Here is a 24,545-nt window from a genome sequence, read left to right on the forward strand (position 1 = left end):
GCGTTGAGCGGTTCGCGAGCAAGCTCGCTCCTACAGCGCCAGCCAAGTATGGGGTGAACAGTTAGGCATGAAAAAGCCGGGCATCTGCCCGGCTTTTTCGTTCAACGTCGGCAATCAGTCGAGCATGTCGCTGAAGCGCGCGTCCTTCTTGTAGGCAATGGTCTGGCTGAAGCCGGGGACCTGGATGCCACGGTCGCTGATCTCGATGGCGTGCTCGTCGATCATGTCGTTGCCGAAGTTGTAGATGATCTCGAAACGGCCCTGGGTCGCGGCTTCGTCGTACTGCCGGGCGGCAGCGCGAGTGGCTTCGCGGCGGCCCTGGTAGTCGGCGAAGGCGGCGTCGCCATGGCGCTTGCGCAGCATCTTCTCGGTAACGGCCGGGGACAGCAGCACACCGGTGGCGTTGTTGCCGCCGAAGCCCTTGGAGTTGATGAAGCAGACTTCCAGGTCGTCGCGGCGCACGTCGCTGTTGGACAGCGCGATGTGGTCCTTGAAGACGTCGTCGGCGAACTTGTCGACGGTCTTGATGCCGGGGATGACGCCGTAGCGGAAGGTGCCCAGGGCGGAGATCACCTGGTCGGCGCTGGCGGTGGCCAGGGAGTGGCCGACGAAGGCTTTCACCGCAGTGACCGGCCAGCCTTCGATGCCGAAGGCGGTGGCGACGCGGTCGAGGATTTCCGATTCGGTGACGCGGTTGGCCGGGGTGCTGGAGCCGTGGGCGTGGACGAAGCTGTGCTGGCGCACACTGTTCTCGCCGACGATCTGCGCGGCGGCGGCCACGGCCTTGGCCATGGTCAGGTAGTTGCCCGGGCCGGGCGCGGAAATGGACTTCTTGAAGCCGTCGGCGTTGATGAACACGTCCGGCACCGAGCCGTGGATGTCGGCACCCAGCTCCAGGGCCAGGGCGTCGTCCATCAGCACCACGTACTGCGCGGACTCGGCCAGGGAGAAGCCGCAGTTGTCGCCGAACGGGCGGCTGGCGCGGCGGAAGTCGACGTCGTCGCGGCCTTCGATGTGGCGCAGGCCTTCCTCGGTGGCCAGCGCGCCCATGGCGGCGTAGCCCTCGATGATCTCGGAGGTGATCGGCGCTTCGGCGTTGCCGACGATGGCCACGCGGGCCTGGCCGGTGGTGATGACGTCGATGCCTTTCTGCAGGTTGTACAGGAAGGTGGCGCAGGCGCCGGTGACGCTGCCGGTCATGCCGACACTGCCCAGCACGTAGGCGTTGATGAAGTCGGTGGGCATGCTGTTGAAGCCCAGCGGCAGTTGCTTGGCCGACACGCGGTGGCCGCGCAGTCGCGACTGCAGCAGGCCGCCGAAGCCGTTCTCGTCCAGCTGGCTCATGATGCTGCTGGAGAACACGGCGATTTCGTCAGGCTGGACAGCGTTGCAGATGGTCTGCCAGTCGAGACCGGTGGAGCGCACCGCGTCGGTGGCGGCGACCACGGACATCTGCAGGCCGCGCGGGTGGAAGCGCGAGTTGTACAGCTCGCTCGGCTCGAAGCCGGTGGGCAGTTGGCCGGCGGACTTCACCGGCAGTGCGCGGTAGCTGTCGACCTTGAATTCGCAGCTGTCGTGCAGAGTGACGCGGACTTCGCCGCCTTCGAGTTCTTCCACCGACCAGTTGGCCGGCAGCGGCTCGGGCAGTTGCTTGCGCAGGGTGGTGAAGGTCACCGGGCTGCCGGCGGCGCTGACGGTCAGGCTCTTGTGGCAGTGCGCGGCATCGACGTCGAGGTATTGCAGCTCGATGCGGCGGATCAGGGTGGACTGGCGAATCTGCTGCTCGAAGCGCTGCTCGATGGCGGCCAGGTCGAGGTTGTTGCCGTCGGCATCCTGGTACTGGCCCTCGACGACCTTGACCAGTTTCATCATCACCGCGAGACCGGCGAGGGTTTCCTGGCGGGCGGCGCTCTCCATGGATTCGAGGACGGTGCGGCGGAACCCATGGTGGAAGGAACTGCGGCCTGCCGCGTTGTATCCACCAAAACCAACGATGACCGGTAGTCGAGACATCTCTCGGAAACTCCTTCAGCAAGTGCATCTTGCGCGCCGGACGACGGTGGCCCATGCAGGGGCGGCCCGGTGGCACAAAGCCAGGCGTGGCTTCTAGTGATTCGGAATGCTTTAGCTGACGAGGATGATGACCGCCGAGTCACGCTCGCGCCAGGATTTGTCGGAAGAAGGCGACGAGTTCCTGAGTGAATCCGGCGCGAGGCCCTGAACGAAAACGGGAGCCCACTGGGGCTCCCGTTTCGATGGTGCCTTTGCTGAGGGCGGCTCAGCGGTATTCGATGCCAGCTTTCTGGGTGCTGACGCGAGTACCGGACTTGCCTTGGGTGATGGCGACGATGTTTTCCAGCGAGCCGATCACTGCGTCCTTGCCGGTCGCGCGGGCGAACTCGATGGCGGCCATGACCTTCGGACCCATGGAGCCGGCGGCGAAGCCCAGGCGTTCCAGTTCGTCAGGGTGGGCCTGGGCGATGCCTTTCTGGGTCGGTTTGCCCCAGTCGATGTAGGCCGCGTCCACGTCGGTGGCGATGATCAGGATGTCAGCCGACAGTTCCTGGGCCAGCAGCGAGGAGCAGAGGTCCTTGTCGATCACCGCTTCGACGCCGGAGAGTTTCTTGCCGGATTCGTCGTACATGGTCGGGATGCCGCCGCCGCCTGCGCAGATGACGATGGTGCCTTTCTCCAGCAGCCACTTGACCGGGCGGATCTCGAAGATGCGCTTCGGCCGCGGGCTGGCCACGACACGGCGGAACTTGTCGCCGTCCGGGGCGATGCTCCAGCCTTTCTCCTTGGCGAGGGCTTCGGCCTCTTCCTTGGAGTAGACCGGGCCGATGGGCTTGGTCGGGTTCTGGAAGGCCGGGTCCTTGGAGTCGACCTCGACCTGGGTGAGCAGGGTGGCGAACGGCACTTCGAACGGCAGCAGGTTGCCCATTTCCTGTTCGATCATGTAGCCGATCATGCCTTCGGTCTCGGCGCCCAGGACGTCCAGCGGATAGGGGCTGACCTTCTCGTAGGCCGCGCCCTGCAGGGCCAGCAGGCCGACCTGCGGGCCGTTGCCGTGGGCGATCACCAGTTCGTTGCCCGGGGCAACCTTGGCGATCTGTTCGGCAGCGATCCGTACGTTGGTGCGCTGGTTGTCGGCAGTCATGGGCTCGCCACGACGCAGCAGGGCATTGCCGCCCAATGCGACGACGATACGCATATTCATTTCCTCCGAAAGAGTGGAAACGCTCCCCGGACCGGCGATTCGTCGCGGTCCGGGGGCGGCCCGGCATTACATGTCGGCGAGGGTCGAAACGAGGATTGCCTTGATGGTGTGCATGCGGTTTTCCGCCTGCTCGAAGGCAATGTTGTACGGGGATTCGAAGACGTCTTCGGTCACTTCGATGCCGTTCTTCAGGTGCGGGTACTTGGCGGCGATGTCCTTGCCGACCTTGGTTTCGCTGTTGTGGAAGGCGGGCAGGCAGTGCATGAACTTCACGCGCGGGTTGCCGGCGGCCTTCATCATGTCCATGTTGACCTGGTAGGGCAGCAGCTCGTTGATGCGTTCGCCCCAGGCTTCGACCGGCTCACCCATGGATACCCAGACGTCGGTGTGGATGAAGTCCACGCCCTTGACGGCTTCTTTCGGGTCTTCGGTGATGGTGATGCGGGCACCGCTTTCTTCAGCGAACTTCTTGCAGGCGGCGACGTGTTCGTCGGTCGGCCAGAGTTCCTTGGGAGCGGCGATGCGCACGTCCATGCCGAGTTTGGCGCCGATCAGCAGCAGGGAGTTACCCATGTTGTTGCGGGCGTCGCCCAGGTAGGCGTAGCTGATGTCGTGCAGGGGCTTGTCGCTGTGCTCGCGCATGGTCAGCACGTCGGCCAGCATCTGGGTCGGGTGGTATTCGTCGGTCAGGCCGTTGAATACCGGGACGCCGGCGAACTTGGCCAGTTCTTCGACGATCTCCTGCTTGAAGCCACGGTATTCGATGGCGTCGTACATGCGGCCCAGTACGCGGGCGGTGTCCTTCATGGACTCCTTGTGGCCGATCTGCGAGGAGTTCGGGTCGATGTAGGTAACGTTGGCGCCCTGGTCATAGGCGGCGACTTCGAAGGCGCAGCGGGTGCGGGTCGAGGTCTTTTCGAAGATCAGCGCAATGTTGTTGCCTTTCAGGTGCTGCTGCTCGGTACCGGTGTACTTGGCGCGTTTCAGGTCGCGGGACAGGTCGAGCAGATAGCGCAACTCGCGAGTGCTGTGGTGCATCAGGCTGAGCAGGTTGCGGTTGTGCATATTGAAAGCCATGGTCTATCTCCTTGTGGGACGGAAATCTCGGCCTCGTCAGTACAGCTCGTGGCTGGCGGGGCAGGCGGCCCTTGCGGGGCCGCCTCGTGAGGTGCTTGCGCTCTGTTTGTGGAAGTTGCGTCTGAAGCTTGCCGCGGATCAGAAGTCGATCGGGTCGCGGATGATCGGGCAGGTCATGCAGTGACCGCCGCCACGGCCGCGGCCCAGTTCGCCGGCGCTGATGGTGATGACTTCCACACCGGCCTTGCGCAGCAAGGTGTTGGTGTAGGTGTTGCGGTCATAGCCGACCACCACGCCCGGTTCCAGGCAGACCACGTTGTTGCCGTCGTCCCACTGTTCGCGTTCGGCGGCGAAGCTGTTGCCGCCGGTCTCGACGACGCGCAGTTTCTTCAGGCCCAGGGATTCGGCGACGACGGTCATGAAGTCCTTCTCTTCGCGCTGGACGTTGATGCCGTAGGGGCTCTTCTCGTCCGGGCGCAGGGTGAAGGCAACGATCTCTTTCACCACTTCCGGGAAGACGGTGACCAGGTCGCGGTCGCAGAAGGTGAAGACGGTGTCCAGGTGCATCGCAGCGCGGGATTTCGGCAGGCCGGCGACGATGACTTTCTCGGCAGCGCCCTTGGCGAACAGCGCCTGGGCTACCTGGCCGATGGCCTGGCGAGAGGAGCGCTCGCCCATGCCGATCAGGACCACGCCGTTGCCGATGGGCATTACGTCACCACCCTCGAGGGTGGACATGCCGTGGTCCTTGTCCGGATCGCCGTACCAGACTTCGTATTCGGCGTTGGTGAATTCCGGGTGGAATTTGTAGATGGCAGTGGTCAGCAGGGTTTCCTGACGTCGCGCCGGCCAGTACATCGGGTTCAGGGTCACGCCGCCGTAGATCCAGCAGGTGGTGTCACGGGTGAACTGGGTGTTGGGCAGCGGCGGCAGCAGGAAGCTGGAGTGGCCCAGGTAGTCGCGGTACATCTTCAGCGCCTTGGCGCCTTCGCTTTCCGGGATGTCGTCGGAGGCCACGCCGCCGATGAGGAACTCGGCCAGTTTGCGCGGCTCCAGGCTTTCCAGCCAGGAACGCAGCTCGTTGGTCAGGCCGACGCCGACGCTGTCAGCGGTGATCTTGCGATCGAGGATCCACTTCAGGGCTTCCGGGTTCGCCACGATGTCGGTCAGCAGGTTGTGCATTTCCAGAACATCGATGCCACGTTCGCGCATCTTGGTGACGAAGTCGAAGTGGTCGCGCTTCGCCTGGTTCACCCAGATAACGTCGTCGAACAGCAACTCGTCGCAGTTGCTCGGGGTCAGGCGTTGATGGGCGAGTCCGGGCGAGCAGACCATCACTTTGCGTAGTTTGCCAGCTTCAGAATGGACGCCAAGTTTGGTTTTTTCCGTGCTCATGAGATGTCTCCAGGAGTTACAGAGTGAGGAAGCCGTCGTAGAGGCCATAGGCCGCGATCAGTGCACCGATCACGACTACTGCGAAGATGAGCTTCTCGACATTGGTGAAGATGGGTTGACCCACTTCGTGTTTCGCTTTGGCGAAGAGGATGACGCCGGGCGCGTACAGCAGCGCCGACAGCAGCAGGTACTTCAGGCCGCCTGCGTAGATCAGCCACACCGCGTAGAGAACCGAGATACCGGCGATGATCAGGTCTTTGGTGCGGTCAGCCGAGTCGGTCTCGTAGGTCTCGCCCTTGACTGCCAGCAGCAGGCCGTAGGCCGCGGACCAGAAGTACGGGATGAGGATCATCGAGGTGGCCAGCAGTAGCATCTTGGTGTACGGGTCCATGCCGCCGTCGGTGCTACCGGAGGTGAAGAACACGATGACCAGGAAGACCTGCACGCAGATGTTGGTCAGCCAGAGGGCGTTGGCCGGCACCTGGTTGGCGTTCTCCTTGCGGAGGAACTCCGGCATGGTGTGGTCCTTGGCGGCGGCGAACATGATCTCGGCGCACAGCAGGACCCAGGAGAGCAGGGCACCCAGCAGGGAGATGAGCAGGCCGACGCTGATCAGGACCGCGCCCCAGTGGCCGACCACATGCTCCAGCACCAGCGCCATCGACGGGTTCTGCAGCTTGGCCAGTTCCGGCTGGGTCATCACGCCCATGGACAGCACGTTCACCAGGACCAGCAGCAGCAGGACGGTGATGAAGCCGATCACGGTGGCCTTACCGACGTCCGAACGTTTTTCCGCACGGGAGGAGAAGATGCTCGCGCCCTCGATGCCGATGAACACCCACACGGTGACCAGCATCATGTTGCGCACCTGGTTCATCACGCTGCCCAGGTCAGGATTGCTCTTGCCCCAGATGTCCGCGGTGAAGATGTCCAGCTTGAAGGCGAACAGGCAGATCAGGATGAACAGGAACAGCGGGACGATCTTCGCCACCGTGGTGATGGTGTTGATGAACGCCGCTTCCTTGATCCCGCGCAGCACCAGGAAGTGCAGGGCCCACAGCAGGATCGACGCGCAGACGATTGCCGCGACGGTGTCGCCCTTGCCGAAGATCGGGAAGAAGTAACCCAGGGTGCTGAACAGCAGGAGGAAGTATCCGACGTTGCCGAGCCAGGCGCTGATCCAGTAACCCCAGGCCGAGGAGAAGCCCATGTAGTCACCGAAACCGGCCTTGGCGTAGGCGTACACACCGCCGTCGAGTTGCGGTTTGCGGTTGGCCAGGGTCTGGAACACGAACGCCAGGGTCAGCATGCCGACCGCGGTGATGGCCCAGCCGATGAGAATCGCGCCGACGTCAGCGCTGGCGGCCATGTTTTGCGGCAGGGAGAAGATGCCCCCGCCGATCATCGAGCCGACAACGAGAGCCGTCAAAGCGCCTAACTTTAGTTTTTGGCTGCTTTCTTGCGACATTTAAGAATCTCCCTATAGGAAGTTGGAGAGTGAGGCTATTTAGCGCCCGTCTCGGGGGGGCGCTCCTGATTCAGGTCAATAGCTTGCTATCCAATGTATCGGGCAGTACTTCCTGCTCTGCCCACCCCGCATAAACCATAGGAGAGGTTTTGCATTAGCGCCCGATTTAGAGGGGATTTCGTGAAGATTTGAGCGCGGTTTCATGACCGCAGAATGGCAGTCGATTCCGCAGGCCCGCGCAGGGCGCGCCGTTGCGCTTGATTCGCAAATGCAGAGAGGTCCAGGACCGTTGTGTAGAAAAGTCCCGAACGAAGAGGCGAGAGGGGAAAATTGGCCGGGGCAGGATCACTGCACCCGGCGATGCGCCTGCCGAAGCAAAGGCGCGAGATGGCAAGAAGCCTGAAGGACACCACCGGGTTCGTGGCCCGGCGGGCGCGGCGTGGCGGGCACGTCGCGAGATGTGATGCACAAGGCAATCGCACCCGTGTCGCAGAGCAAGGTGTATGCCAGGGCTGAAGACTACGTCAGAGCGCTCTGTTGCGCTGTTCGCCCTTGGTCGCAGTGGAAGTCATCGGCGGATTTTTGCTCAGATGTCGCTCGCGTCGGCGGAATTTCCGCCACTGCCGGAGAACAGCAGGTCGTGTTTGCGCAGTTTGTCGTGAAGGGTTTTGCGAGGTGCGGCTCAGCCTCGAGGGCCAGGAGGCAGAAGCTCAAGTTATGACAGTGTGCTCCATATAACCTTCCCTTCCCCCCAGGAGTCAGGCCAGTAGGATGTGCAATCGGGTGAATACGCTCCATTGGCATGGTGACAGTTTCTTCGCCCACAGGAAGTTGACATCGTGGGCGATCCTGCGAATTGAAATGCTCAAGGGCTGTTCTGCAGTTTCGGAGTCAGCGGGACTTATGCGAAGGCTCGAGGCATTCATCCCTCGTAGGGCAATGAACAGACTTTCCCGAGGGGGAACTGGCCTGGGATTTCATGCATCTGTGCGGAAAACAAACCTCTTATCCAGATGGTACTTGGCTATATATCCTATGGCCAAGCCAATGATTCCGCCCAGATAGCGCATTTCCTTGCTTTCGAACAGATACTCGAAGGTGAATTCGAAGCCCCAGAAAATTGCGGTGGTGGCGAGCCCCATGAAGCTGTACAAGAGAAAGACTTGGCTGTCATGCAGCGTGTCTCGAGCCTTGAACTGAAAGATGTAGCGCTTGTCGAGGGTGTATTTCACTACCAAGCCAGCGGCGGTTCCTGCTGCAATGGAAAGAAGAATGCTTAATGGGCCGATATATATTCGAGTGAATATGTCTTGTGCGCCAATGTTGGCGGCTGTCGCTATTATGGCGAAGAGTATGTAAAAGACCGCAATCTTTGTTGATTTTAACATTGCAGGGGCTGCTGGTGCTGTAGGGTGAAGATGGTGAGAGATGGTCATTAAAGCCTTGCTCCGAAATGCTTAATCTCAAGCAGGCTTTATGTGTTTTTGACCATTTTCCAGAGGCGCTGGATCAACTCTATCAGAGTGAGGCGCGCTTGAAGACGAATTGCGGAATGCTCCGAATTATCAGCATTATTGCAGCCCAAAAAGCGGGTGTATAAATACTGTTCTTCTTTTTCTCAATGGCGCTGACGATATCCTGAGCCACTCGCTCCGGTGTGGCGACCAGTGCTTTGGGTAGAGGCAGGCCTTGAGTCATCGGGGTGTCGACGAAGCCGGGTTTGATCGTCAGAACATGGACGTTGGCTTTGAAGAGCCGCGCACGCAGTCCTTCGCAGAAGGTCGAGACTGCAGCTTTGGCTGTGCCGTAGAGATAGTTGGAGGGGCGGCCACGATCTCCTGCTACCGAAGAGATCACCGCAATGGTGCCGCTGCGCTGCTGCTCCAGGCGATTGGCCAGGCGAGTAAGCAGGGCAATGACGCTGAGGCCATTGCTGGAAAATTCGCGTAACGCTACGTCGACATCCTGCTGGCAGACGGCCTGATCAGGCAAGGTGCCGTGTGCGATCAGGCTGATGTGCAGGGAGCCAAGGCTGGAGAAGGCGCTGTCAATCATGGTCTCGTGCGCCTGCAGATCGTTCAAGTCCAGGGCGTGGGTCAGCACGTCACTGGCGCCTCGGGCACGCAGGTCGTCTGCAACCTGGGCGAGCTTGTCGGCGCTCCTTCCAACCAGGAAGAAGCGGGCCTGTTCGGCTGCCCAGGCCCGTGCACAGGCGTTGGCGATAGCGGAGGTGGCGCCGATGATCAGGATATTCTTCATGCTTGGGTTACGCGTTTCCAGAATTGGGAGAATAGGGCGGGGTCGCGAAGAGCCTCGACCTGCTGCCAGGCAGGGTAGAAGGTGCGGAAGTCATTTCCGGACATGTGCGCGTCCTTTGCCGGATAGAGACGCCCGCCTGCTTGCCGGACGATCTGGTCAAGACGTCGGAATAAACCGGCCTCCAGGTTCTGTCGCTGTGGAAAGTCCAGTGCCAGGGATACCCCAGGCATGGGGAAGGACATCAGGCCTTGGGAGGGCACATCACCACAACGCTTCATGACGGCAAGGAACGATCCGCTTCCGCTACTCGAGATGCTGGCAAGGATCTCGGTCATGGCAGCTTCGGCCGCCGTATCGGGAATCACGCACTGATACTGCTGGAAGCCCTTTCGGCCATAGATGCGATTCCAGTGCAGGACGCTATCCAGGGGGTAGAAAAACGGGTCATAGCTAACCTGGGAGCTGTGGCGTCCAGGTTTATGCAGGTGGAAGTAAGCGTTATTGAACAGATTCAGGCTCAGGCTGTTCATCAGGCTGATGGGGGGTGTCAATGGGACACTCAGGCGTGTCCGCCCATCAAACCGAAGTAGCCCGTCACGGGCGTGATTGCCGACGGAAAATACGCCTCGACCCGCAGATTCACCCTTGGCCCGGCAATCAATCCAGGCCACGGTGTACTCATGTGTCCTGTCGAACTCTTCCGAGAGGGTGAAGAACTCGCTGAGGGAGTCGAACCGTACACTGATGCTATCTATCTGGCTGGATACGACCGGCATCAGCTGCAGCTCGACCCAGGTGATCACGCCTGTCAGTCCCAGCCCGCCAATGGTGGCGCGGTACAATTCGGTATTTTCCTGCGTCGAGCAGAGCAGGGGCTGTTGCTGATCGGAGCGCAGGAGGCCGAAGCACTGAACATGGCGGCCAAAGGTTCCTCGGATGTGGTGGTTCTTCCCGTGCACATCATTGGCCACCGCGCCGCCCAGGGTTACAAATTTTGTGCCTGGAGTGACCGGCAGAAACCATCCTCGGGGAATAGCTACTGCCAGAATTTCGGCCAGGGTGACGCCGGCCTCAGCGCGTACTATTCCGGTTTTCCAGTCGGCTGTTATCAGTCGATCAAGCTGCCGGGTCTGCAGCAGTTCGCCGCTCAGCGCCAGGCAGCTGTCTCCGTAGCTTCGACCGTTGCCATAGGGCAGTGTGCCTTGCGGGTTCTCCGCTAATTGGTGCAAAAGTGCCGGCAATTCGCTTTGCCAGGCGCAAGCGTGCAGATCCTGGGGCGTGTAGGGATAGCGCCCCCAGGACGCCAAACTCCGTGCCATTAGACGGCTACCCAGAAGATCAGGGCGAAAGCGGCTCCGATCAGCAGGCTGGCGCGGTCCTTGATAGCGAACACGACGGGGTCGTCATGCATCAATCCGCGGTGGGTGAGCATCCAGACACGCGTGATCCAGAACAGTAGAAGTGGGCAGGCTAGCCAGATCAGTTGTGGATAGTGGTACATCGCTGCGGTAGTAGCGTCCTGGATATACAGAGCCAGGACCATGACAGACAGATAACCGGACGCAGCTCCCAGTGATGCGACCATCTCCAGGTCATCTGGATAATAGCCGCGGCCACGGGTCTTCTGGCTCTTGCCTTTCATCCTTGCTTCGCGCAGCTCGGAGTAGCGTTTGACCAGGGCAAGGCTGAGGAAGATGAACATCGAGAAGGCCAGCATCCAGAACGTCAGCTTCACGCCGAAGGCGAAGGTGCCAGCGATGATGCGAGAGGTATAGAGCATCGCCAGAACGATGACATCGATCGCCATTCTGCGTTTGAGCCAGAAGGAGTAGGCGAGCGTGAGCACGTAATAGGCGGCCAGGGCCAGGCCGAACTTCCATGGCAACAGCAATGCAGAGCCCAGGAAGCCAATCAATAGGAGTATCGGAAACGCGAGCAGTCCACTCTGGATTGACAAGGCACCGCTCGCAAAGGGGCGGCGGCGCTTACTGGAATGGTGCCTGTCATCTTCCAGATCGAGCAGGTCGTTCAGAATATAAACGCTGGACGCACAAAGGCCGAAGAACAGGAAAGCAAGCAGGCCATTGAGCAGGAGTTGGGGCTCGAGCAGACGATGGCTAGCCAGAAGCGGTACGAAGATCAGGGCATTCTTGGCCCACTGGTGGACCCGCAGCGCCTTCAGCCAGGTACGGGCGACCTGGGTTTCCCGCTTGATTTCGCTTTCCACGTTACCGTGGTCATGTGCGCGGCGACTGATCTTGCCGTTGGAGTTGACGACGTAGGCACGCCGTGCCGCCTGCCAGACCGGCAGATCATCCGACGAGTTGCCCGCGTAATCGAAGCCCTGCATGCCAAATTCCGCGACCAGCGCATCGCGCTTGCGTTCGGCAGACAGATTGGTGCGTTCATCAGTGGCCATCACCTGGTCGAATACTCCCAGATGATCAGCGATGCGCTGGGCGTAGCTGTGATGGCTCGCTGTGGCCAGAATGATCCGGCGACCGTTCTGCTTCTCCTGGCGAATCAACTCGAGCACGTCTTCGTTGTAGGGCAGCACGGACACGTCGAGCGGTGCCATTTGGGCCAGACGGCTCTTGAGGTTTGCTTTCCCCTGAGCCAGCCAGCGCATTGGCACCAGAGCTTTCAGGGGATGGAGCTTAAGAAAGCTGAGGCCTGACTCAAGCAGTAGGTCGCTGTGAATGAGGGTGCCATCAAGATCGATGACCAAAGGGGCTGACACTTACTGCTACCTCAACAAGTCCATATGCAAAAGAGACAAGAGCCCCTGACAGGGAATTGGGACTCTTCGGCGCTTGCGGATAGTAACGTTTGAAGCCATGCAGCAAAAGCCGTAATCCGAATCCATGCTGCTTTCACGTTTCGCGGTCGTCCCCATCGCTGGGGTTAAGCAGCAGCCCATGTTTGCGCAGCTTGTCATGCAGGGTTTTGCGCGGCACGCCGAGCGCTTCGGCAAGGCTGCGCAGGGAGTTGTGTGGCCGGCTCATCTCGGCGGCGATCAGCGAGCGTTCGAAGGATTCCACCTGCTCGTTCAGCCCAGCGCCGGGCGCGACGTTTATCGCTTGGGCACGGCTATCATCCAGCCCAAGGTCCAGGCCGAGGGCATAGCGCTCCGCGGCGTTCTGCAGCTCCCGGACATTACCCGGCCAGCCGTGCACCAGCAGTTGCCCGCGCTGCGCCGAGTCCAGCGGACGTACGTTCAGGCCATGACGCTGCGCGCCGCGTTCGGCAAAGTGCTGGAACAGCAGCAGGATATCGTCGCCGCGCTCGCGCAGCGGCGGAATGCGCAGGCTGGCGACGTTCAGGCGGTAGTAGAGATCGGCGCGAAAGCGGCCTTCATCGGAGGCCAGGCGCAGGTCCTCCTTGGTCGCCGCGATGATACGGATGTCCAGCGGGATGAGCTGGTTGGAGCCGAGGCGTTCGACGGTGCGCTCCTGCAGCAGGCGCAGCAGCTTCACCTGCACGTCCAGGCTCATGCTCTCTATCTCGTCGAGGAACAGCGTGCCGCCGTTGGCAAACTCGAATTTGCCGATGCGGCGCTTCTGCGCGCCGGTAAAAGCGCCCTGCTCGTGGCCGAACAGCTCGCTTTCCACCACCGACTCAGCCAGTGCGCCGGCGTTGATGGCGACGAAGGGGCCGTTGCGGCGGCTCGACAGGTCATGCAGTGCGCGGGCGACCACTTCCTTGCCCGAGCCGGTTTCGCCCAGGACCAGCACATCCGCATGGATCGCCGCGAGCGACGCGACCTGCTGTTGCAGACGCTGCATCGGCGCGGACTGGCCCACCAGACGGCCACGGACTTCCTTCTGCTCGGTCAGGGCCAGGCGCAGGCTGCGGTTCTCCAGCACCAGTCGGCGCACGTCGATCGCGCGGCGCACGCTGTCCAGCAGCGCATCGCTGGGGAATGGTTTCTCGAGGAAATCATAGGCGCCCGAGCGCATGGCCTTCACGGCTAGCGGTACATCGCCATGGCCGGTGACCAGGATCACCGGCAATTCGGAGTCCTGCGCGTGCAGTTGCTCAAGCAATTGAAGGCCATCGATGCCCGGCATGCGGATGTCGCTGACGATCACTCCCGGCCAGTCGCGCGCCTGCTGCGGATCGATCTGCCGCGCATCGCCCAGGGTGACCACCTTGAAGCCGGCGAGGTCAAGGGTCTGGCAGAGCGCCTGGCGCAGGTGCGGGTCGTCATCGATCAGCAGCACCTGGGTGGTGGAGTCGAACGGCTCGGCCGAGCTCATGCGCGGGTTTCCTCTTGCGGCGTCAGGGTCACGCCGGGGATGCCCGGCAACAGGTGCAATTGTACGAGAGCGCCGCCCTCGGCGTGATTACCCAATTCAAGATGTCCGCCCAGCGTACGTAGCAGGGTGTCGCAGATGGCCAGGCCAAGCCCCAGGCCTTTCGCACTGGTCTTGGTGGTGAAGAAGGGCTCGCGGGCATGGGCCAGGGCCTCTTCGGAGAATCCGGGACCGTTGTCGCGCAGGGACAGAATGACGCGCTCGGGCGTCTGCTCGGTGGTCAGCCAGATGCGCCTTGGCAGTCCCTTTTCGGTCAGGGCGTCGAGGGCGTTGGAGATCAGGTTGGAAAGAATCTGCCGCAGCCGGGTCTCGCCGGCCTGCACCCAGATTGCCGCGTCGGGCAAGTCGCGCAGCAGTTCCACGTTCATCGCCTGGCGGCGCTGGGCAACCAGTGCCAGAGCGTCATTGATCGCCGGCTGCAGGGCGACGTTTTCTGGCGCCCGGCGGGCACCGCGGGCGTAGGCCTTGAGGTGGCCGATGATCGAGGCCATGCGCCCGGTAAGCTCGCCAATCTGCTGCAGATTGCCGCGGGCGTCGTCGTAGCGCTGGTGGTCGAGCAGTACGCGGGCGTTGTCGGCGTAGCTGCGGATCGCCGCCAGCGGCTGGTTGAGCTCATGGCTGATGCTGGCAGACATGGTGCCCAGTGCGGTCAGTTTGCCGGCCTGGACCACTTCATCCTGGGCGTGCATCAGCTCGCGCTGGGCCTGCTCGCGGTTGCTGACTTCCTCCTGTAACCGCGTGTTGGCGCCCTCCAGCTCCCGGGTGCGTTCCTGCACGCGCAGTTCCAGTTCGTGCTTGGCCTGGGCTTCCAGGGCAATGCGCTCGAGGTAGTGGCGGCGGCTGATGGTCAGCAATGAAAAGAGCAGCAGCAGTGCCATCAATGTTGCCGCACCGATCAGGACCATGCTGCGGGCCGGGCCATCCACCTGGGTGCGTGGTGTGTAGATACTGACGGTCCAGCCAGTTTCCTGAAGTTTCTGACTTTGGCTGATCCAGCGGCGTTGGTCGATTTTCAACGGCTTCGGATGCAGCACCGGGTAAGGGATGTTCTCGGCAATCTCCCGTTGTTTGGCGGGAGACAGCTCGCGCCCGGTGTGAAAGCGCCAGTCATCGTTGGAAGAGAGAATGACTACGCCGTTGCTGTCCATGACCAGCAACTGATCCGGCGTGTTGCCCCACAATTGCTCCATGTGTTCCAGATCGACCTTGACCACCAGTACCCCCAGCAACTTGTTGTCAGCGCGTACCGCACTGGCGAAGAAGTAACCGCGGCGCTTGGAGGTGGTGCCCAGGCCGAAGAAGTGTGCGGGGCGACCTTGCAGGGCTTCCTTGTAGTAGGGACGGAAGGCGAAGTTGCGGCCGACGAAGGTGTCAGGCTGATCCCAGTTGGAAGCGGCTCGGGTCAGGCCGTCCGGTTGCATCAAGTAGATGACATCCGCGCCAGTGCGGCCGCGAATGCGTGTGAGCTCCTGGTTGGCTGCCTGCTGAGCAACAAGGCTGTCTGGCGACTGCAGTGCGGCACGCAAGGTCGGAAGCTCGCCGAGAATCGGCGGCAGATCCTCATAGCGCCGCAGTGTGCCCAGCAGGTTGGCAACATAGAGATCGAGTGTTTGCTGGTTCTGCCGGGCAATCTGCTCGCTGTAGTAGCGCTCGGCAACGTTATGCAGTGGCCAGAGGAGCGGTGCAAGCAGCAGCAATAGCAGGGCCGGCGAGCGCCAGCGAGTCAGGTGAGTGGTCAAGTTTGGTACATCGCAGGCAGTTGCATCTGTAGTCGATGCTACACCGAACCGTGAGCGATAGGCTGAAGCGGCCGGCTTCCTGAGGGCGGGACTATGCATCGCTGCGTTGCATAACGAGATTCACCTGCTCTGCTGAGAGGGCCATGCAGGGGGCTGGTCTAGGTGTGTAGCTTGAGTTGATAAGGAAAATTAAATACAATCAGAAGATTTTGAATGGTGATATTTTGCTTGAAGTTGCAAAATATTCTTGTTGCTAGGGAGAGGGTGATGTTTCGCGAATTCAAGAAAATAAGATACTTGCATGAGTTTGAGAAGGTTCGCGAGAATAATTTTACCATTGTTCGATTTATATTGGCTTATTTGGTTCTTTTCGGCCACTCATTCCCTATAAGCGGTGACGGGCGCGACCCTGTCTCTGCTCTTATAGTGCCCCACGCATGGATTGGTAGTATTGCGGTAGGGGGGTTTTTTGCAATCAGCGGATTCCTCGTTTCGGCGTCGATTACCAATAGGAGTCCTATCGACTTTGCGGTGTCTCGTGCGCTGCGCCTTTATCCTGCAGTCATTGTTTATTCGTTCGTGGCAATTCTTGTCATAGGGCCTATGGCTTCAGGCGTCTCTTTGAAATCCTACTTTGAGCAAAACCCATGGGTCAATTTATGGAATGCGACCCTGTGGGAATGGATTTACAATCTGCCATTTGGTTTTCCGGGGCGTCCTTTCGCCGGTGCTACAAATGGTGCAACCTGGACGTTGCCGGCTGAGTTGCGGTGCTATGTCATGGTTTTCCTGCTTGGCTGTGTAGGTGTTTTTAGAAGCCGTATCCTGGCTGGTGCGGTCATTGTGCTGATTGTATATATAGCTCAAACAGACTATGCCTCGTTGCCCATGTTCGGCGCTGAGCCTCGTTTCCATGAACCGCTGCTTTTCTTCACTGCAGGCTGCATGTATTGGATCCTTAGGAGATATATCCCTCTCAACTGGGGTGTGTGTGCTCTGCTTTTGGTTTCAACATTCGGGGCGGCCGGAACATCAGTGTATTTTTATGTTTATATACCCACGGTGGCCTATTGTGTTTTCATGGTTGCTTACAGGTTGCCGCATTTCGATATGGATCGTTTTGGTGATATATCCTACGGCGTATATATCTATGCTTGGCCAATTCAGCAACTGGTCTGGAGGCCGGGGCAGAGTGGCTACCTGAATGCAGCGTATGCCACACTTATCGTTATTCCCTTGGCATACGCGTCATGGAAGTTGGTTGAGAGTCCTGCGCTCAAGTGGCGTAACGTGCTAGGGGATAGAGTTGCGGAGTTTCTGCTGAGAAGGCCAGCTCAGGCAACGAGAGATGCCTAGAGACTATCCGGAAAATTTCCTTCCGAAGAAATCACCCCACAACCTAAGCAGGTTGCAGGTCAATAGCTCTGCAAAGTAAGGGGCTAGGTTTTTACTTGAAGGTACTGGTTTTTTAGCGATAGTCATCAGGGCGTTAGCCGTTTATTAAAAAGGGCCGGTGAGATATCTCATCGGCCCTTTCTGTTGCAGGGTGCCAGGCTGGTGGCTACTTGATGCTTAGTAGAAGCCAGTCAGAGTCAGCGCTACCATTGTTGTCGACCGTGATGTGAATTCGATCAAGGTCCTTCAAGTCGATCTCTTTCGTATAGGGGGTGCCTGAAGTAATTACGGCGTCCAGTATGGTTTCTGATTCGCTACTTAGTGTGACGCGAACATTGCCGGCTCCTCTCGCAATGGCATCTGCGGCGAGCAGGGGCGAGATGGATAGTTTGATCGATACTTTTTCTTCCTGAAAAAGCTCTTTAAATTTGGCCGTGTTTAGTGTTGCTTTTGTTGGAGTGTTTTCGCCGGGATGTATGAACAGGGTGCTTTGGTCGTAAACCTTTATCAGGCCGTAAGTGTCGCCAAGTTCTTTGTCTGAAAGAAGGCTCAGGAAGTCCTTGGGAGGGCTGGCGCCATCGATCTGACTGAGAACATCATTGCGAGCAAGCACAGTAAAGAAGTAAGGCATTCCATTTTGGAAGGTCTTGTCAAATATCTTGACGACCGAGTAGCCACTATCCGTTATTGGATAGAATGGTTGCATCGGATTGGTGTGTGGGTCTGCCTGGAGAATTACGATTTCCGGTTTATAGGTTTCCACCAAGTTATTGGCTTCGAATTTTCTATTCAGGAAAGAGGCGTCAATTACTTCACGCTGCGAATAGAATGCCGGGTTTCCCCAGTACGTCATCACCTTGAAGCTCTTGGGGGTATGCTCATTCACCCATCTGCCAGCTTGGGCGCGATCACTTTCGAACAGACCTGTGAATGTGCGGAGAGCGTCGTTCATGGCGAGGTTGGGCGGAAGGCTGAAGTAAATGAATGCAGCCAGGAAGCTTGCGCCGGCGACACAACGCAAGAGAATTTTTTGTCCGATCAATGCAGATAGGTTGCTAATGCCCAATGCCGCCAGGATGGCGAGGCACAGGAGGCTTGGCATGCAATACCAGTTGTAAGGCTCGAACGGATATTTGATGATATAAGCCGTTGTATGTGTAGCCAGTGTGCCGATCAGAAGTATTAGTAGCGGAAGATTCCTTCGAATATTCAGGATGATCGCGGGAAGTGTCAGTGCGAGAAGCCATTTGTGGGTTCCGTTGAGATAAACAACGGTGGGGAACCACGTCCAATCAATGAGCTTGGGGATATTGCCTTGGTGCAGTGATTTCGTAAGGAAGGAGTTGGGTACTGGGGCGCCAAAGTAGATCCAGGCAAAGCCATACCAGGCCACGGCGACTGCACCGGCCAGTAAGACTGCGCGCGCTGGAAACTTTCCTTCTCGCACCCAAATAGCAAGTAGAACGAGCCCGCCGACCGGAACAAGATCGAGTTTATTGATCATTAAAAGAGCGGCTGATAAACCAATGATCCACGGGGTGCGTGATTCAATAACAGCCCACACCGCCAAGCAGATCAGCGAAAATGTCAATGGGGTTTCTAAGCCGCCAATGGAGAAATACATGAGCTCGCTATCAATGGAAGTAAATGCCAGGAAAGCCAGTCCGGCGGCTAATCCATACTTCCGGGAAAACACAACTACCAAGCTCGAGAGCCCAAGCCCAGCCAGCAAATAGCCAGTGTAGATAATGCTATGTTCTGGTGTTAGACCGATGCTGAGCCCAGCTGCAAGAAAGAGAGGGTAGAGTGGCGCACTGGCTCCCCAAATGGGGTTTTCGCCTAAGTTCCATACCCAGAACTCGCCCGAAAGCATGTTTTGGGCATAGCGCAGGAAAAAGGCGCCATCATCTGCCAACTCTATGCCGACTCTCCAATGCATGGCGGCAATGTAGGTGATCAGAGAAAATATGAAAAGAGGTACGGTCCTAGCCAATGAAAGACTTTCCAATGCATGGCTCTGCTGCCTTGCGTTGTTTTCAACATATTCCATTCTAGTAGCTCTTTAGTCAGTAAACGGATCAGCATTAGCTGCGAGACGCTCAAGGCGTTGGACCATTTTCATGGCCTCTTTTTCCCAAGAAGTTTTTCCTGAGCAATGCAGGCCGTTGTTTCTAAGTCGTTCCGCGTATGATGGATCGTCCAGCACTTGGATAAGCTTCGTAGTCAGGTCTTCCACAGTTGCTGTTGCCAGTGCACTGTTTTCATCATTGAGCAGCCAACGAGTATGAGGTGCATCGTTGCTGACTACCGGTACTCCGCTGGCCATCAGTTCCAGAGGTAATAGCGACAGGTTGGTGCAGGACAGCACCAGCGCAACGTCACAGCGCTGGTAAACACCCGGCAGGTCCTCGATCTCGACCAGGCCCAAGTGCTCGCAAGGGAATGGGATTTCGTATTGGGAGACATCCCAGCCTGCCAGTACCACGGTGATATCGCTGCGCTGCCGGCAAACCTCGCGAAGCACCAGCATGCCCAACTCAAAGGCCCGCCTGGCGGTTGGCGGGCGGGCATAGAAGAATACGCGTCGGGTACTGTCGTCGGGTTTTGGGCCCGGGCGGTATAGATCCTTGTCGAAGGAAAAGCCCAGCGCACATGTCTGCATGGCATATTCGGCTCTGAGCTTTTCTGCCAGCCAGCTACCAGCGGTGAAACCCTGGAATCCGAAGTGGTAGGTAGCCTCGGCCATGAGCGCTTCCGAACCTGCCGGGAAGAACCAGGGCTCGAAATCCTGGACGAAGTAGCAGCGCGTGACCGTGGCTTGAAAAGCTCTGACGGTATAGGCGGTCTGCCAGGAAGTGGCGAAGGAGAAGTATGCCGGGGGTAGCCCATCGGTGCCGACGAATACCTCGGCCTTGAGCGGGAAGAACCAGCGGTGAATATCCTGCTTGGCCACGACTGCGGATTTTGGCAGCGGGTTATCGACGATGATGATTCGGCACTCGAATCCCTGATCTTCCAGGTTCTTGATGAAGCGGAAGATGTTCAGGTGCCCGCCCGAGCCCTTGCCCACCCTGGGAATGAACCAGTTGATAGTCTTGTGGCCAACGGCATCAGCGGCAATCTTGTTGCCGATAGGCGCGGGGGACAGGAAGGCGTACTGGTCGAAGATGTCGGTTCTGCCAAAGAGGCCGCTCTGTTCGCTGATCTTCCGATGAGCCAGGCGCAGCATGCTGCCCCAGCCATTGCGCCGGGCGAAGTTCAGGGCATTGATGGACTTTCGTAGCACGAGGGCCGGAGTCATGGGCGGTTGCTCCATGCGTCGATTTTCATCAACCGGCGATCGCGAGATAGGCGCAGGCGAACTGCCATTGGCATCTTGTCGGCGTGCTGCCCGAGGTAGGACCCGAGTATTCGCATCAGATGATCGAAAGGCATTCTGAGGACAGTGATCGGATCGGACTTCAGCAGTCCCTCTTGCAGACTGACCTTGATGTCTCGTCGGGTCAGTGCCAGCAAACTCCGGATGGCGTGCTTGATGCCTCGACCGCCTTGATAACCGAAGAGGCGGCTCAGGGCGTAGCTTTCGTCGAAGCTGCGTTGCAGGCGTTCCAGCAGTGCGTAGTCGTGAGAGTGATACACCACCCCGTCGTGGGCATAAGCCTTGTGATGACCGGCCTCTACGACCAGCCGTGCCCAGGCCTGGTCTTCGGCGAAGTCGACTTCGGGATAAGGGATTTTCTCCCAGACGCTGCGCCGCAACATGGCGTTGTTGTCGGAGAAGAAATAGAGAAACTGACGATAGCCTTCTTCGTTGGCGTATCGGTCCCGCGAGTCCAGGTGAACCACAGGCTGGCTGGTGAATCCGTCGAAGTGTGCTTCCAACTCGCGTCGGTTGAATACACTGGCCTCGGGGTACGCGATATGACGGCCGAAGACTCCTGCAATGCTTGGATTGTTCAACAAGGGGGTGACCATGTTGAGCAGCCAGTCGTTGGAGGCGGGAAGTGCGTCCTGGGTGATCATGGCGACGAACTCGCCTTTCGCCAGGGATACGGCCAGGTTTCGCGTTTTACCGTGGCCGAATTCCTGAGGGGGAATTTCAATCAGGCGCACCTGGGGATATCGGCGGGCAATAGCCAGCGTCTCGTCGGTGGAGCCTGAGTCAACGACCAGCACCTCCAACTCACCGGGGATGCGCTGCTCGAGGACACTGGCCAGAACGCGGCCGAACAGTGGGCCGCCATTCTTGGTGGGTATGACAACCGAAATTCTCGGGTGCGAGGATGACTCCAGCGTCATCGCTTGGCCGCCTGCTCCAACCAGTCGAGCGTACGGCGCAGGCCTGACTCCAGGTCCACCACCGGCCTCCACTGCAGCTCGCGAGCAGCGCGCTCGTTGCACAGGACACTGGTCGGTACGTCAAACGGCCGGCCCGGCAGATAGTTGCGCTGGATGTCCTTGCCAATCACCTTTTCCAGGCTGGCAACGAGCTCGTTGAGCGAGGTGCCGCTTCCGGAACTGATGTTGAAGACCGACTCGGGACCATCGTAGGTCGTGGCCTTGGCGAAAGCCTCGGCGACATCCGAGACGTGGATGTAGTCGCGCGTCACGCTGCCATCACCCCATATGTCGATGGGCTGATCCTTCAAGGCCTTGCTCAGGAACACGCCGACCGCGCCCTGGGCGGTTTCAACTCGCTGGCGTTCACCATAGGGATTGGTCACGCGCAGGATATTGGCCTTGATCCCATGCAGATGCTGATACATCAGCAGGTACTTCTCGATCATCAGTTTGGTGATGCCGTACGAAACCTGTGGCTCGGTAGGATGCAGTTCGTCGATGGGCAGGTAGCTCGGTGGCCCGTAGACCGTACCGCCGGAAGAGATGAACACGATCTTGCGAATACCCTTGCTCACCATCAGGTTCAGCATCTGCAAGGTGGCGATCAGGTTGGTCTGCACATCGTAGATCGGATCGTCATTCGAACTTTTGGGCAGAGTGGTGGAGACCAGGTGCAGCACGGTGTCGACACCATCCAGTACTTCCGCCACGTCATGGGTGCTCATGAGATCGCCAGTGACCCATTCGACCTTCTCCTCCGCGATGAACTCGCGATAGGGCGGCACGCGTGGGCGCTCGAAGATCCTGAGTTGATGGCCGTCTTGCAGAAGACGATCGGCAATGGCCGAACCTATGAATCCACCGCCACCGAAAATTGCAATTTTCATCGAGTCATACCGGGAATGTTCGTCACCGCGCAGCGCATGGCCTTATCGGTAATGGAAAGGGGGAACAGACGTTCCAGTGCGTGCAGCATGGAGCCATCGTAGGGCAGGGGCTCTTCCGGGTAGTCCTGCCATTGGAGGTCGAGTTCGACAATCGCTCTAAGTGCATCGCTGCGGGCCCAGAACATGGTGCCCACCGGGAATTGCAGGTGAGTGGGCAGTTGGCCGATTCCAAGACGCGTCGCCAGCTCTTCAGCAAATGGGCGGTTGGCGCTCCAGCCTATGGCATTGGGGTCGTCAGGGAACACCATGCCGATCAATGGCTCATTCTGCAGCGTGGCGATAATGCGATCGGCCATGGCACCGGCCTGGCCGCCCAACAGATTCTCGAGAAGGAAATGGTACCAAGTTTCCCCCATGGAGCGGTCTTTCACGTCAGCGCTCATCTTCGTATGAAGATGCCCGACGAAGTCGTAGTCACGGACCAGCTCCGGGCCAAACTGGGTCAGGAAGGGACCGATATCGCGGCCTCGGTTGGGAACCGTCACCAGCGCCTTGACCACTCCCGGATAATTGTCGAGCTCCTTGTTCACCGCCTCTCTGGCGAGTTCACTGGGGACGCTCACGAACAGATCCGGGCGCAGGCTGTTGTGCTTCAGGCGTTCAAGCATTTCCCCGAGCAGCTTCGGGTAATAGACATGCAGATGCAGCGCCACGCGGCTGCCAGGCTTTAGAGCTGGTGCCTGCCCGGTGCTGGAGATGACCGGACTAATCCAGCGCCCTTCAGGCTTTCCTTTGCGCAGGTAGTCAGCCAGTGGATCGGGGCCGCCGATCGGCAGGCCATTCAGTTCCTGATAGATGCCCGGATGAAAACCAGGGAATGGCTTGCGCTGGCCCATGCCGCATGCCCAGGCCCGCACATAGCCAAGGGTGGCTTCGGATGCGGGTTGATGGCGGAAGCGCGGCAGTGAATAGAAATCTTGTCGCAGCAGCCCCGACTCCAGAATGAGCGCGTTGTCTTCAGCCTCCTGGTGCGCCTTCTCTGTAATGCTGGCAGCGAGCGCCTCCAGGCGTGCGACGTAGTCCGTCATGTTGAAGCGCCGGTCCGCCAGGGCCCGTGACTGCTGGGCCACGTGTTGGTACAGAGACGGATCGTCAGCCAGGCGCAGGACCTTGGCTGCCAGCTCCGCGCTGTCCAGGTAGCCCGCTACGCACTCATTCCGCAGACCCTCCTCAATGAGGATATCGGCGATGCCAGTGGTGTTCTCGTAACACAGCACCGGAAGACCTTCGCACAGTGCGTCAATGGCGACGTTCGGCAAAGGGTCCAGACGCGAGGTCAACAGCAGGGTGTCCGCCTGCTGATAGACGCTGTTGATATCGGAGGTTTCGCCAATGAATGACAAGTGTCGCTCGAGACCTGAACGTCTGACCTGGTCGGCCAGGTAGACCGAATATCCCACGTCATGTTCTGGGTCGTAGCCCTTGCCGATCCACACGAAACGAAATTGACGGGCGGGGTTGGAGCGCAGGATGCGGCTCGCGCACTCGATGAATAGGTCAACGCCCTTGCGAACCTGGACGAATCCCAGGCCGACGACCAGGAACGTGTCCTGCTCGGCCGTGGAAGGGCTAAGTGCCTTGAGGAGTTTTCTATCGTGGCCGGCGTCTTTTCGGCTGCCCTCGTCAGGCAGCGTGCAGCGTCCTTGCGGCAGGATGTGCGCGACATCCTCGGCCAAGTCCGGGTATTCCTCCAGGGTATTCATCAGCGTCAGACGTGCCGAGAAGACGGAGTCGCTCGACCAGAACAGCGCATCGCGGAATGCATGGCGCGGCCGGGTGTAGGCGGCGAATTCGTGTAGAAGGCTGATGCGCGGGATGTGGCGTTTGGCCAATGCGGGCAGAACGACGCGCGACTCAATACTGTTCACCAAGGCAAACTTGATGCGGCAGCGCTCGACCAACTGTCCCATGATCAAGTCTGCCAGAGCGGGGTTGTGTCGGATATCGTAAGGACCCATAACCACGGCACCGGCATCGCGGAATGCCTGCACCAGGGGGCCGTCTCCCAGCAACAGCGCGATGACGTTGTAGCGCTGGTTCAGCTCGCGGACCAGGTTGAGGCTGAGAATCGGCGCCCCAGTGCGCGATGCCTCGTGACTGACGACCAGTACAGTCTCACGGGCCGAACTGAATTCGCTCTCGAGGCTTCCGATTAGCTGCAACTGAGGGAGCTTGGCTATACGGCCCTCGAAACGCCCGAAACGGTAGAAGTGCTCCTCCGGGCTGATCTTCGCGCCGGCGATATCAGGATACTGCTGCAGGTAAAAAGCACGCTCGTAGAGATGCGCGCAATCGGCGATCTGCAACAGGCACCGATAATAGTGGCTTCGCAGCCGCCTGATCAGGGCATTCAAAACTCTTCTGCTCAACTCTGACTTCCTGTAGTGGGGC

At 59.3% G+C, this 24,545-nt stretch carries 17 protein-coding genes; 1 reads left to right on the forward strand and 16 read right to left on the reverse strand.

Annotated features, from left to right (window positions below; translation table 11 throughout):
* Positions 1-114: 114 nt before the first annotated feature.
* The 11 genes from J2T47_RS14335 to J2T47_RS14385 form a co-directional block, all read right to left on the reverse strand.
* Entirely contained in the window at positions 115-2,013 is a 1,899-nt protein-coding gene (locus tag J2T47_RS14335) for a beta-ketoacyl synthase (RefSeq protein ID WP_253447787.1), read from the reverse strand.
* A gap of 265 nt (positions 2,014-2,278) precedes the next feature.
* The gene (arcC, locus tag J2T47_RS14340; protein WP_253447790.1) at positions 2,279-3,211 is read right to left on the reverse strand and encodes a carbamate kinase; all 933 of its coding nucleotides are present in this window, start codon (positions 3,209-3,211) and stop codon (positions 2,279-2,281) included.
* 72 nt (positions 3,212-3,283) lie between these two features.
* Positions 3,284-4,294 (reverse strand): ornithine carbamoyltransferase, encoded by a 1,011-nt coding sequence (locus tag J2T47_RS14345; protein ID WP_253447793.1) that lies wholly within the window; start codon positions 4,292-4,294, stop codon positions 3,284-3,286.
* 138 nt (positions 4,295-4,432) lie between these two features.
* On the reverse strand, positions 4,433-5,689 hold the full coding sequence (gene arcA, locus J2T47_RS14350) for an arginine deiminase (RefSeq protein WP_253447796.1): 1,257 nt from the start codon (positions 5,687-5,689) through the stop codon (positions 4,433-4,435).
* A 16-nt stretch (positions 5,690-5,705) separates the two neighbouring features.
* A complete protein-coding gene (gene arcD / locus J2T47_RS14355) occupies positions 5,706-7,157 on the reverse strand; it encodes an arginine-ornithine antiporter (RefSeq protein ID WP_253447799.1) in 1,452 nt (483 codons plus the stop codon).
* Between the two features lie 977 nt (positions 7,158-8,134).
* Positions 8,135-8,593, reverse strand: a complete 459-nt coding sequence (locus tag J2T47_RS14360; protein ID WP_253447802.1) for a GtrA family protein — start codon at positions 8,591-8,593, stop codon at positions 8,135-8,137.
* A gap of 82 nt (positions 8,594-8,675) precedes the next feature.
* Positions 8,676-9,416: an SDR family oxidoreductase gene (locus tag J2T47_RS14365; protein WP_253447805.1), complete on the reverse strand. Its 741-nt coding sequence runs from the start codon at positions 9,414-9,416 to the stop codon at positions 8,676-8,678.
* Complete coding sequence (locus J2T47_RS14370) at positions 9,413-10,735, reverse strand: FAD-binding oxidoreductase (protein WP_253447808.1); 1,323 nt, start codon at positions 10,733-10,735, stop codon at positions 9,413-9,415. The genes J2T47_RS14365 and J2T47_RS14370 overlap by 4 nt, the downstream gene beginning before the upstream one ends.
* A complete protein-coding gene (locus J2T47_RS14375) occupies positions 10,735-12,156 on the reverse strand; it encodes a UbiA family prenyltransferase (protein WP_253447811.1) in 1,422 nt (473 codons plus the stop codon). Before J2T47_RS14375 ends, J2T47_RS14370 begins: the two co-directional genes overlap by 1 nt.
* A gap of 133 nt (positions 12,157-12,289) precedes the next feature.
* Positions 12,290-13,675: a sigma-54-dependent transcriptional regulator gene (locus J2T47_RS14380; RefSeq protein ID WP_253447814.1), complete on the reverse strand. Its 1,386-nt coding sequence runs from the start codon at positions 13,673-13,675 to the stop codon at positions 12,290-12,292.
* The gene (locus J2T47_RS14385; protein WP_437180980.1) at positions 13,672-15,570 is read right to left on the reverse strand and encodes a sensor histidine kinase; all 1,899 of its coding nucleotides are present in this window, start codon (positions 15,568-15,570) and stop codon (positions 13,672-13,674) included. Before J2T47_RS14385 ends, J2T47_RS14380 begins: the two co-directional genes overlap by 4 nt.
* 168 nt (positions 15,571-15,738) lie before the next feature.
* On the opposite strand from J2T47_RS14385, the gene J2T47_RS14390 reads away from it, so the two are divergent.
* Complete coding sequence (locus J2T47_RS14390) at positions 15,739-16,827, forward strand: acyltransferase family protein (protein WP_253447820.1); 1,089 nt, start codon at positions 15,739-15,741, stop codon at positions 16,825-16,827.
* A 205-nt stretch (positions 16,828-17,032) separates the two neighbouring features.
* Here J2T47_RS14390 and J2T47_RS14395 read toward each other — a convergent pair whose 3' ends face one another.
* The 5 genes from J2T47_RS14395 to J2T47_RS14415 are packed head-to-tail and all read right to left on the reverse strand — an operon-like array spanning position 17,033 to position 24,508.
* Complete coding sequence (locus J2T47_RS14395; protein WP_253447823.1) at positions 17,033-18,916, reverse strand: hypothetical protein; 1,884 nt, start codon at positions 18,914-18,916, stop codon at positions 17,033-17,035.
* Positions 18,917-18,928: 12 nt separating this feature from the next.
* On the reverse strand, positions 18,929-20,167 hold the full coding sequence (locus J2T47_RS14400; RefSeq protein ID WP_253447826.1) for a glycosyltransferase family 4 protein: 1,239 nt from the start codon (positions 20,165-20,167) through the stop codon (positions 18,929-18,931).
* Positions 20,164-21,165, reverse strand: coding sequence for a glycosyltransferase family 2 protein (locus tag J2T47_RS14405; RefSeq protein ID WP_253447829.1), 1,002 nt, complete (start codon positions 21,163-21,165; stop codon positions 20,164-20,166). Before J2T47_RS14405 ends, J2T47_RS14400 begins: the two co-directional genes overlap by 4 nt.
* Entirely contained in the window at positions 21,162-22,094 is a 933-nt protein-coding gene (locus J2T47_RS14410; protein ID WP_253447831.1) for an NAD-dependent epimerase/dehydratase family protein, read from the reverse strand. The genes J2T47_RS14405 and J2T47_RS14410 overlap by 4 nt, the downstream gene beginning before the upstream one ends.
* Positions 22,091-24,508 carry a rhamnan synthesis F family protein gene (locus tag J2T47_RS14415; protein ID WP_253447834.1) on the reverse strand — a complete coding sequence of 806 codons (2,418 nt, stop codon included), beginning with the start codon at positions 24,506-24,508 and terminating at the stop codon, positions 22,091-22,093. Before J2T47_RS14415 ends, J2T47_RS14410 begins: the two co-directional genes overlap by 4 nt.
* Between the last annotated feature and the right edge of the window lie 37 nt (positions 24,509-24,545).

The organism is Pseudomonas nitroreducens (assembly GCF_024170165.1).
GTDB classification, from domain to species: domain Bacteria; phylum Pseudomonadota; class Gammaproteobacteria; order Pseudomonadales; family Pseudomonadaceae; genus Pseudomonas; species Pseudomonas nitroreducens_C.

Excerpts from the sequence above, each read along its gene's own strand:
- J2T47_RS14380 (WP_253447814.1), bottom strand. The coding sequence starts at position 13,675 with ATGAGCTCGGCCGAGCCGTTCGACTCCACCACCCAGGTGCTGCTGATC.
- J2T47_RS14345 (WP_253447793.1), bottom strand. The coding sequence starts at position 4,294 with ATGGCTTTCAATATGCACAACCGCAACCTGCTCAGCCTGATGCACCAC.
- arcC (WP_253447790.1), bottom strand. The coding sequence starts at position 3,211 with ATGCGTATCGTCGTCGCATTGGGCGGCAATGCCCTGCTGCGTCGTGGC.
- J2T47_RS14395 (WP_253447823.1), bottom strand. The coding sequence starts at position 18,916 with ATGGAATATGTTGAAAACAACGCAAGGCAGCAGAGCCATGCATTGGAA.
- J2T47_RS14410 (WP_253447831.1), bottom strand. The coding sequence starts at position 22,094 with ATGAAAATTGCAATTTTCGGTGGCGGTGGATTCATAGGTTCGGCCATT.
- arcA (WP_253447796.1), bottom strand. The coding sequence starts at position 5,689 with ATGAGCACGGAAAAAACCAAACTTGGCGTCCATTCTGAAGCTGGCAAA.
- J2T47_RS14365 (WP_253447805.1), bottom strand. The coding sequence starts at position 9,416 with ATGAAGAATATCCTGATCATCGGCGCCACCTCCGCTATCGCCAACGCC.
- J2T47_RS14385 (WP_437180980.1), bottom strand. The coding sequence starts at position 15,570 with ATGCATAGTCCCGCCCTCAGGAAGCCGGCCGCTTCAGCCTATCGCTCA.
- J2T47_RS14390 (WP_253447820.1), top strand. The coding sequence starts at position 15,739 with ATGTTTCGCGAATTCAAGAAAATAAGATACTTGCATGAGTTTGAGAAG.
- J2T47_RS14405 (WP_253447829.1), bottom strand. The coding sequence starts at position 21,165 with ATGACGCTGGAGTCATCCTCGCACCCGAGAATTTCGGTTGTCATACCC.
- arcD (WP_253447799.1), bottom strand. The coding sequence starts at position 7,157 with ATGTCGCAAGAAAGCAGCCAAAAACTAAAGTTAGGCGCTTTGACGGCT.
- J2T47_RS14360 (WP_253447802.1), bottom strand. The coding sequence starts at position 8,593 with ATGACCATCTCTCACCATCTTCACCCTACAGCACCAGCAGCCCCTGCA.
- J2T47_RS14335 (WP_253447787.1), bottom strand. The coding sequence starts at position 2,013 with ATGTCTCGACTACCGGTCATCGTTGGTTTTGGTGGATACAACGCGGCA.
- J2T47_RS14370 (WP_253447808.1), bottom strand. The coding sequence starts at position 10,735 with ATGGCACGGAGTTTGGCGTCCTGGGGGCGCTATCCCTACACGCCCCAG.
- J2T47_RS14400 (WP_253447826.1), bottom strand. The coding sequence starts at position 20,167 with ATGACTCCGGCCCTCGTGCTACGAAAGTCCATCAATGCCCTGAACTTC.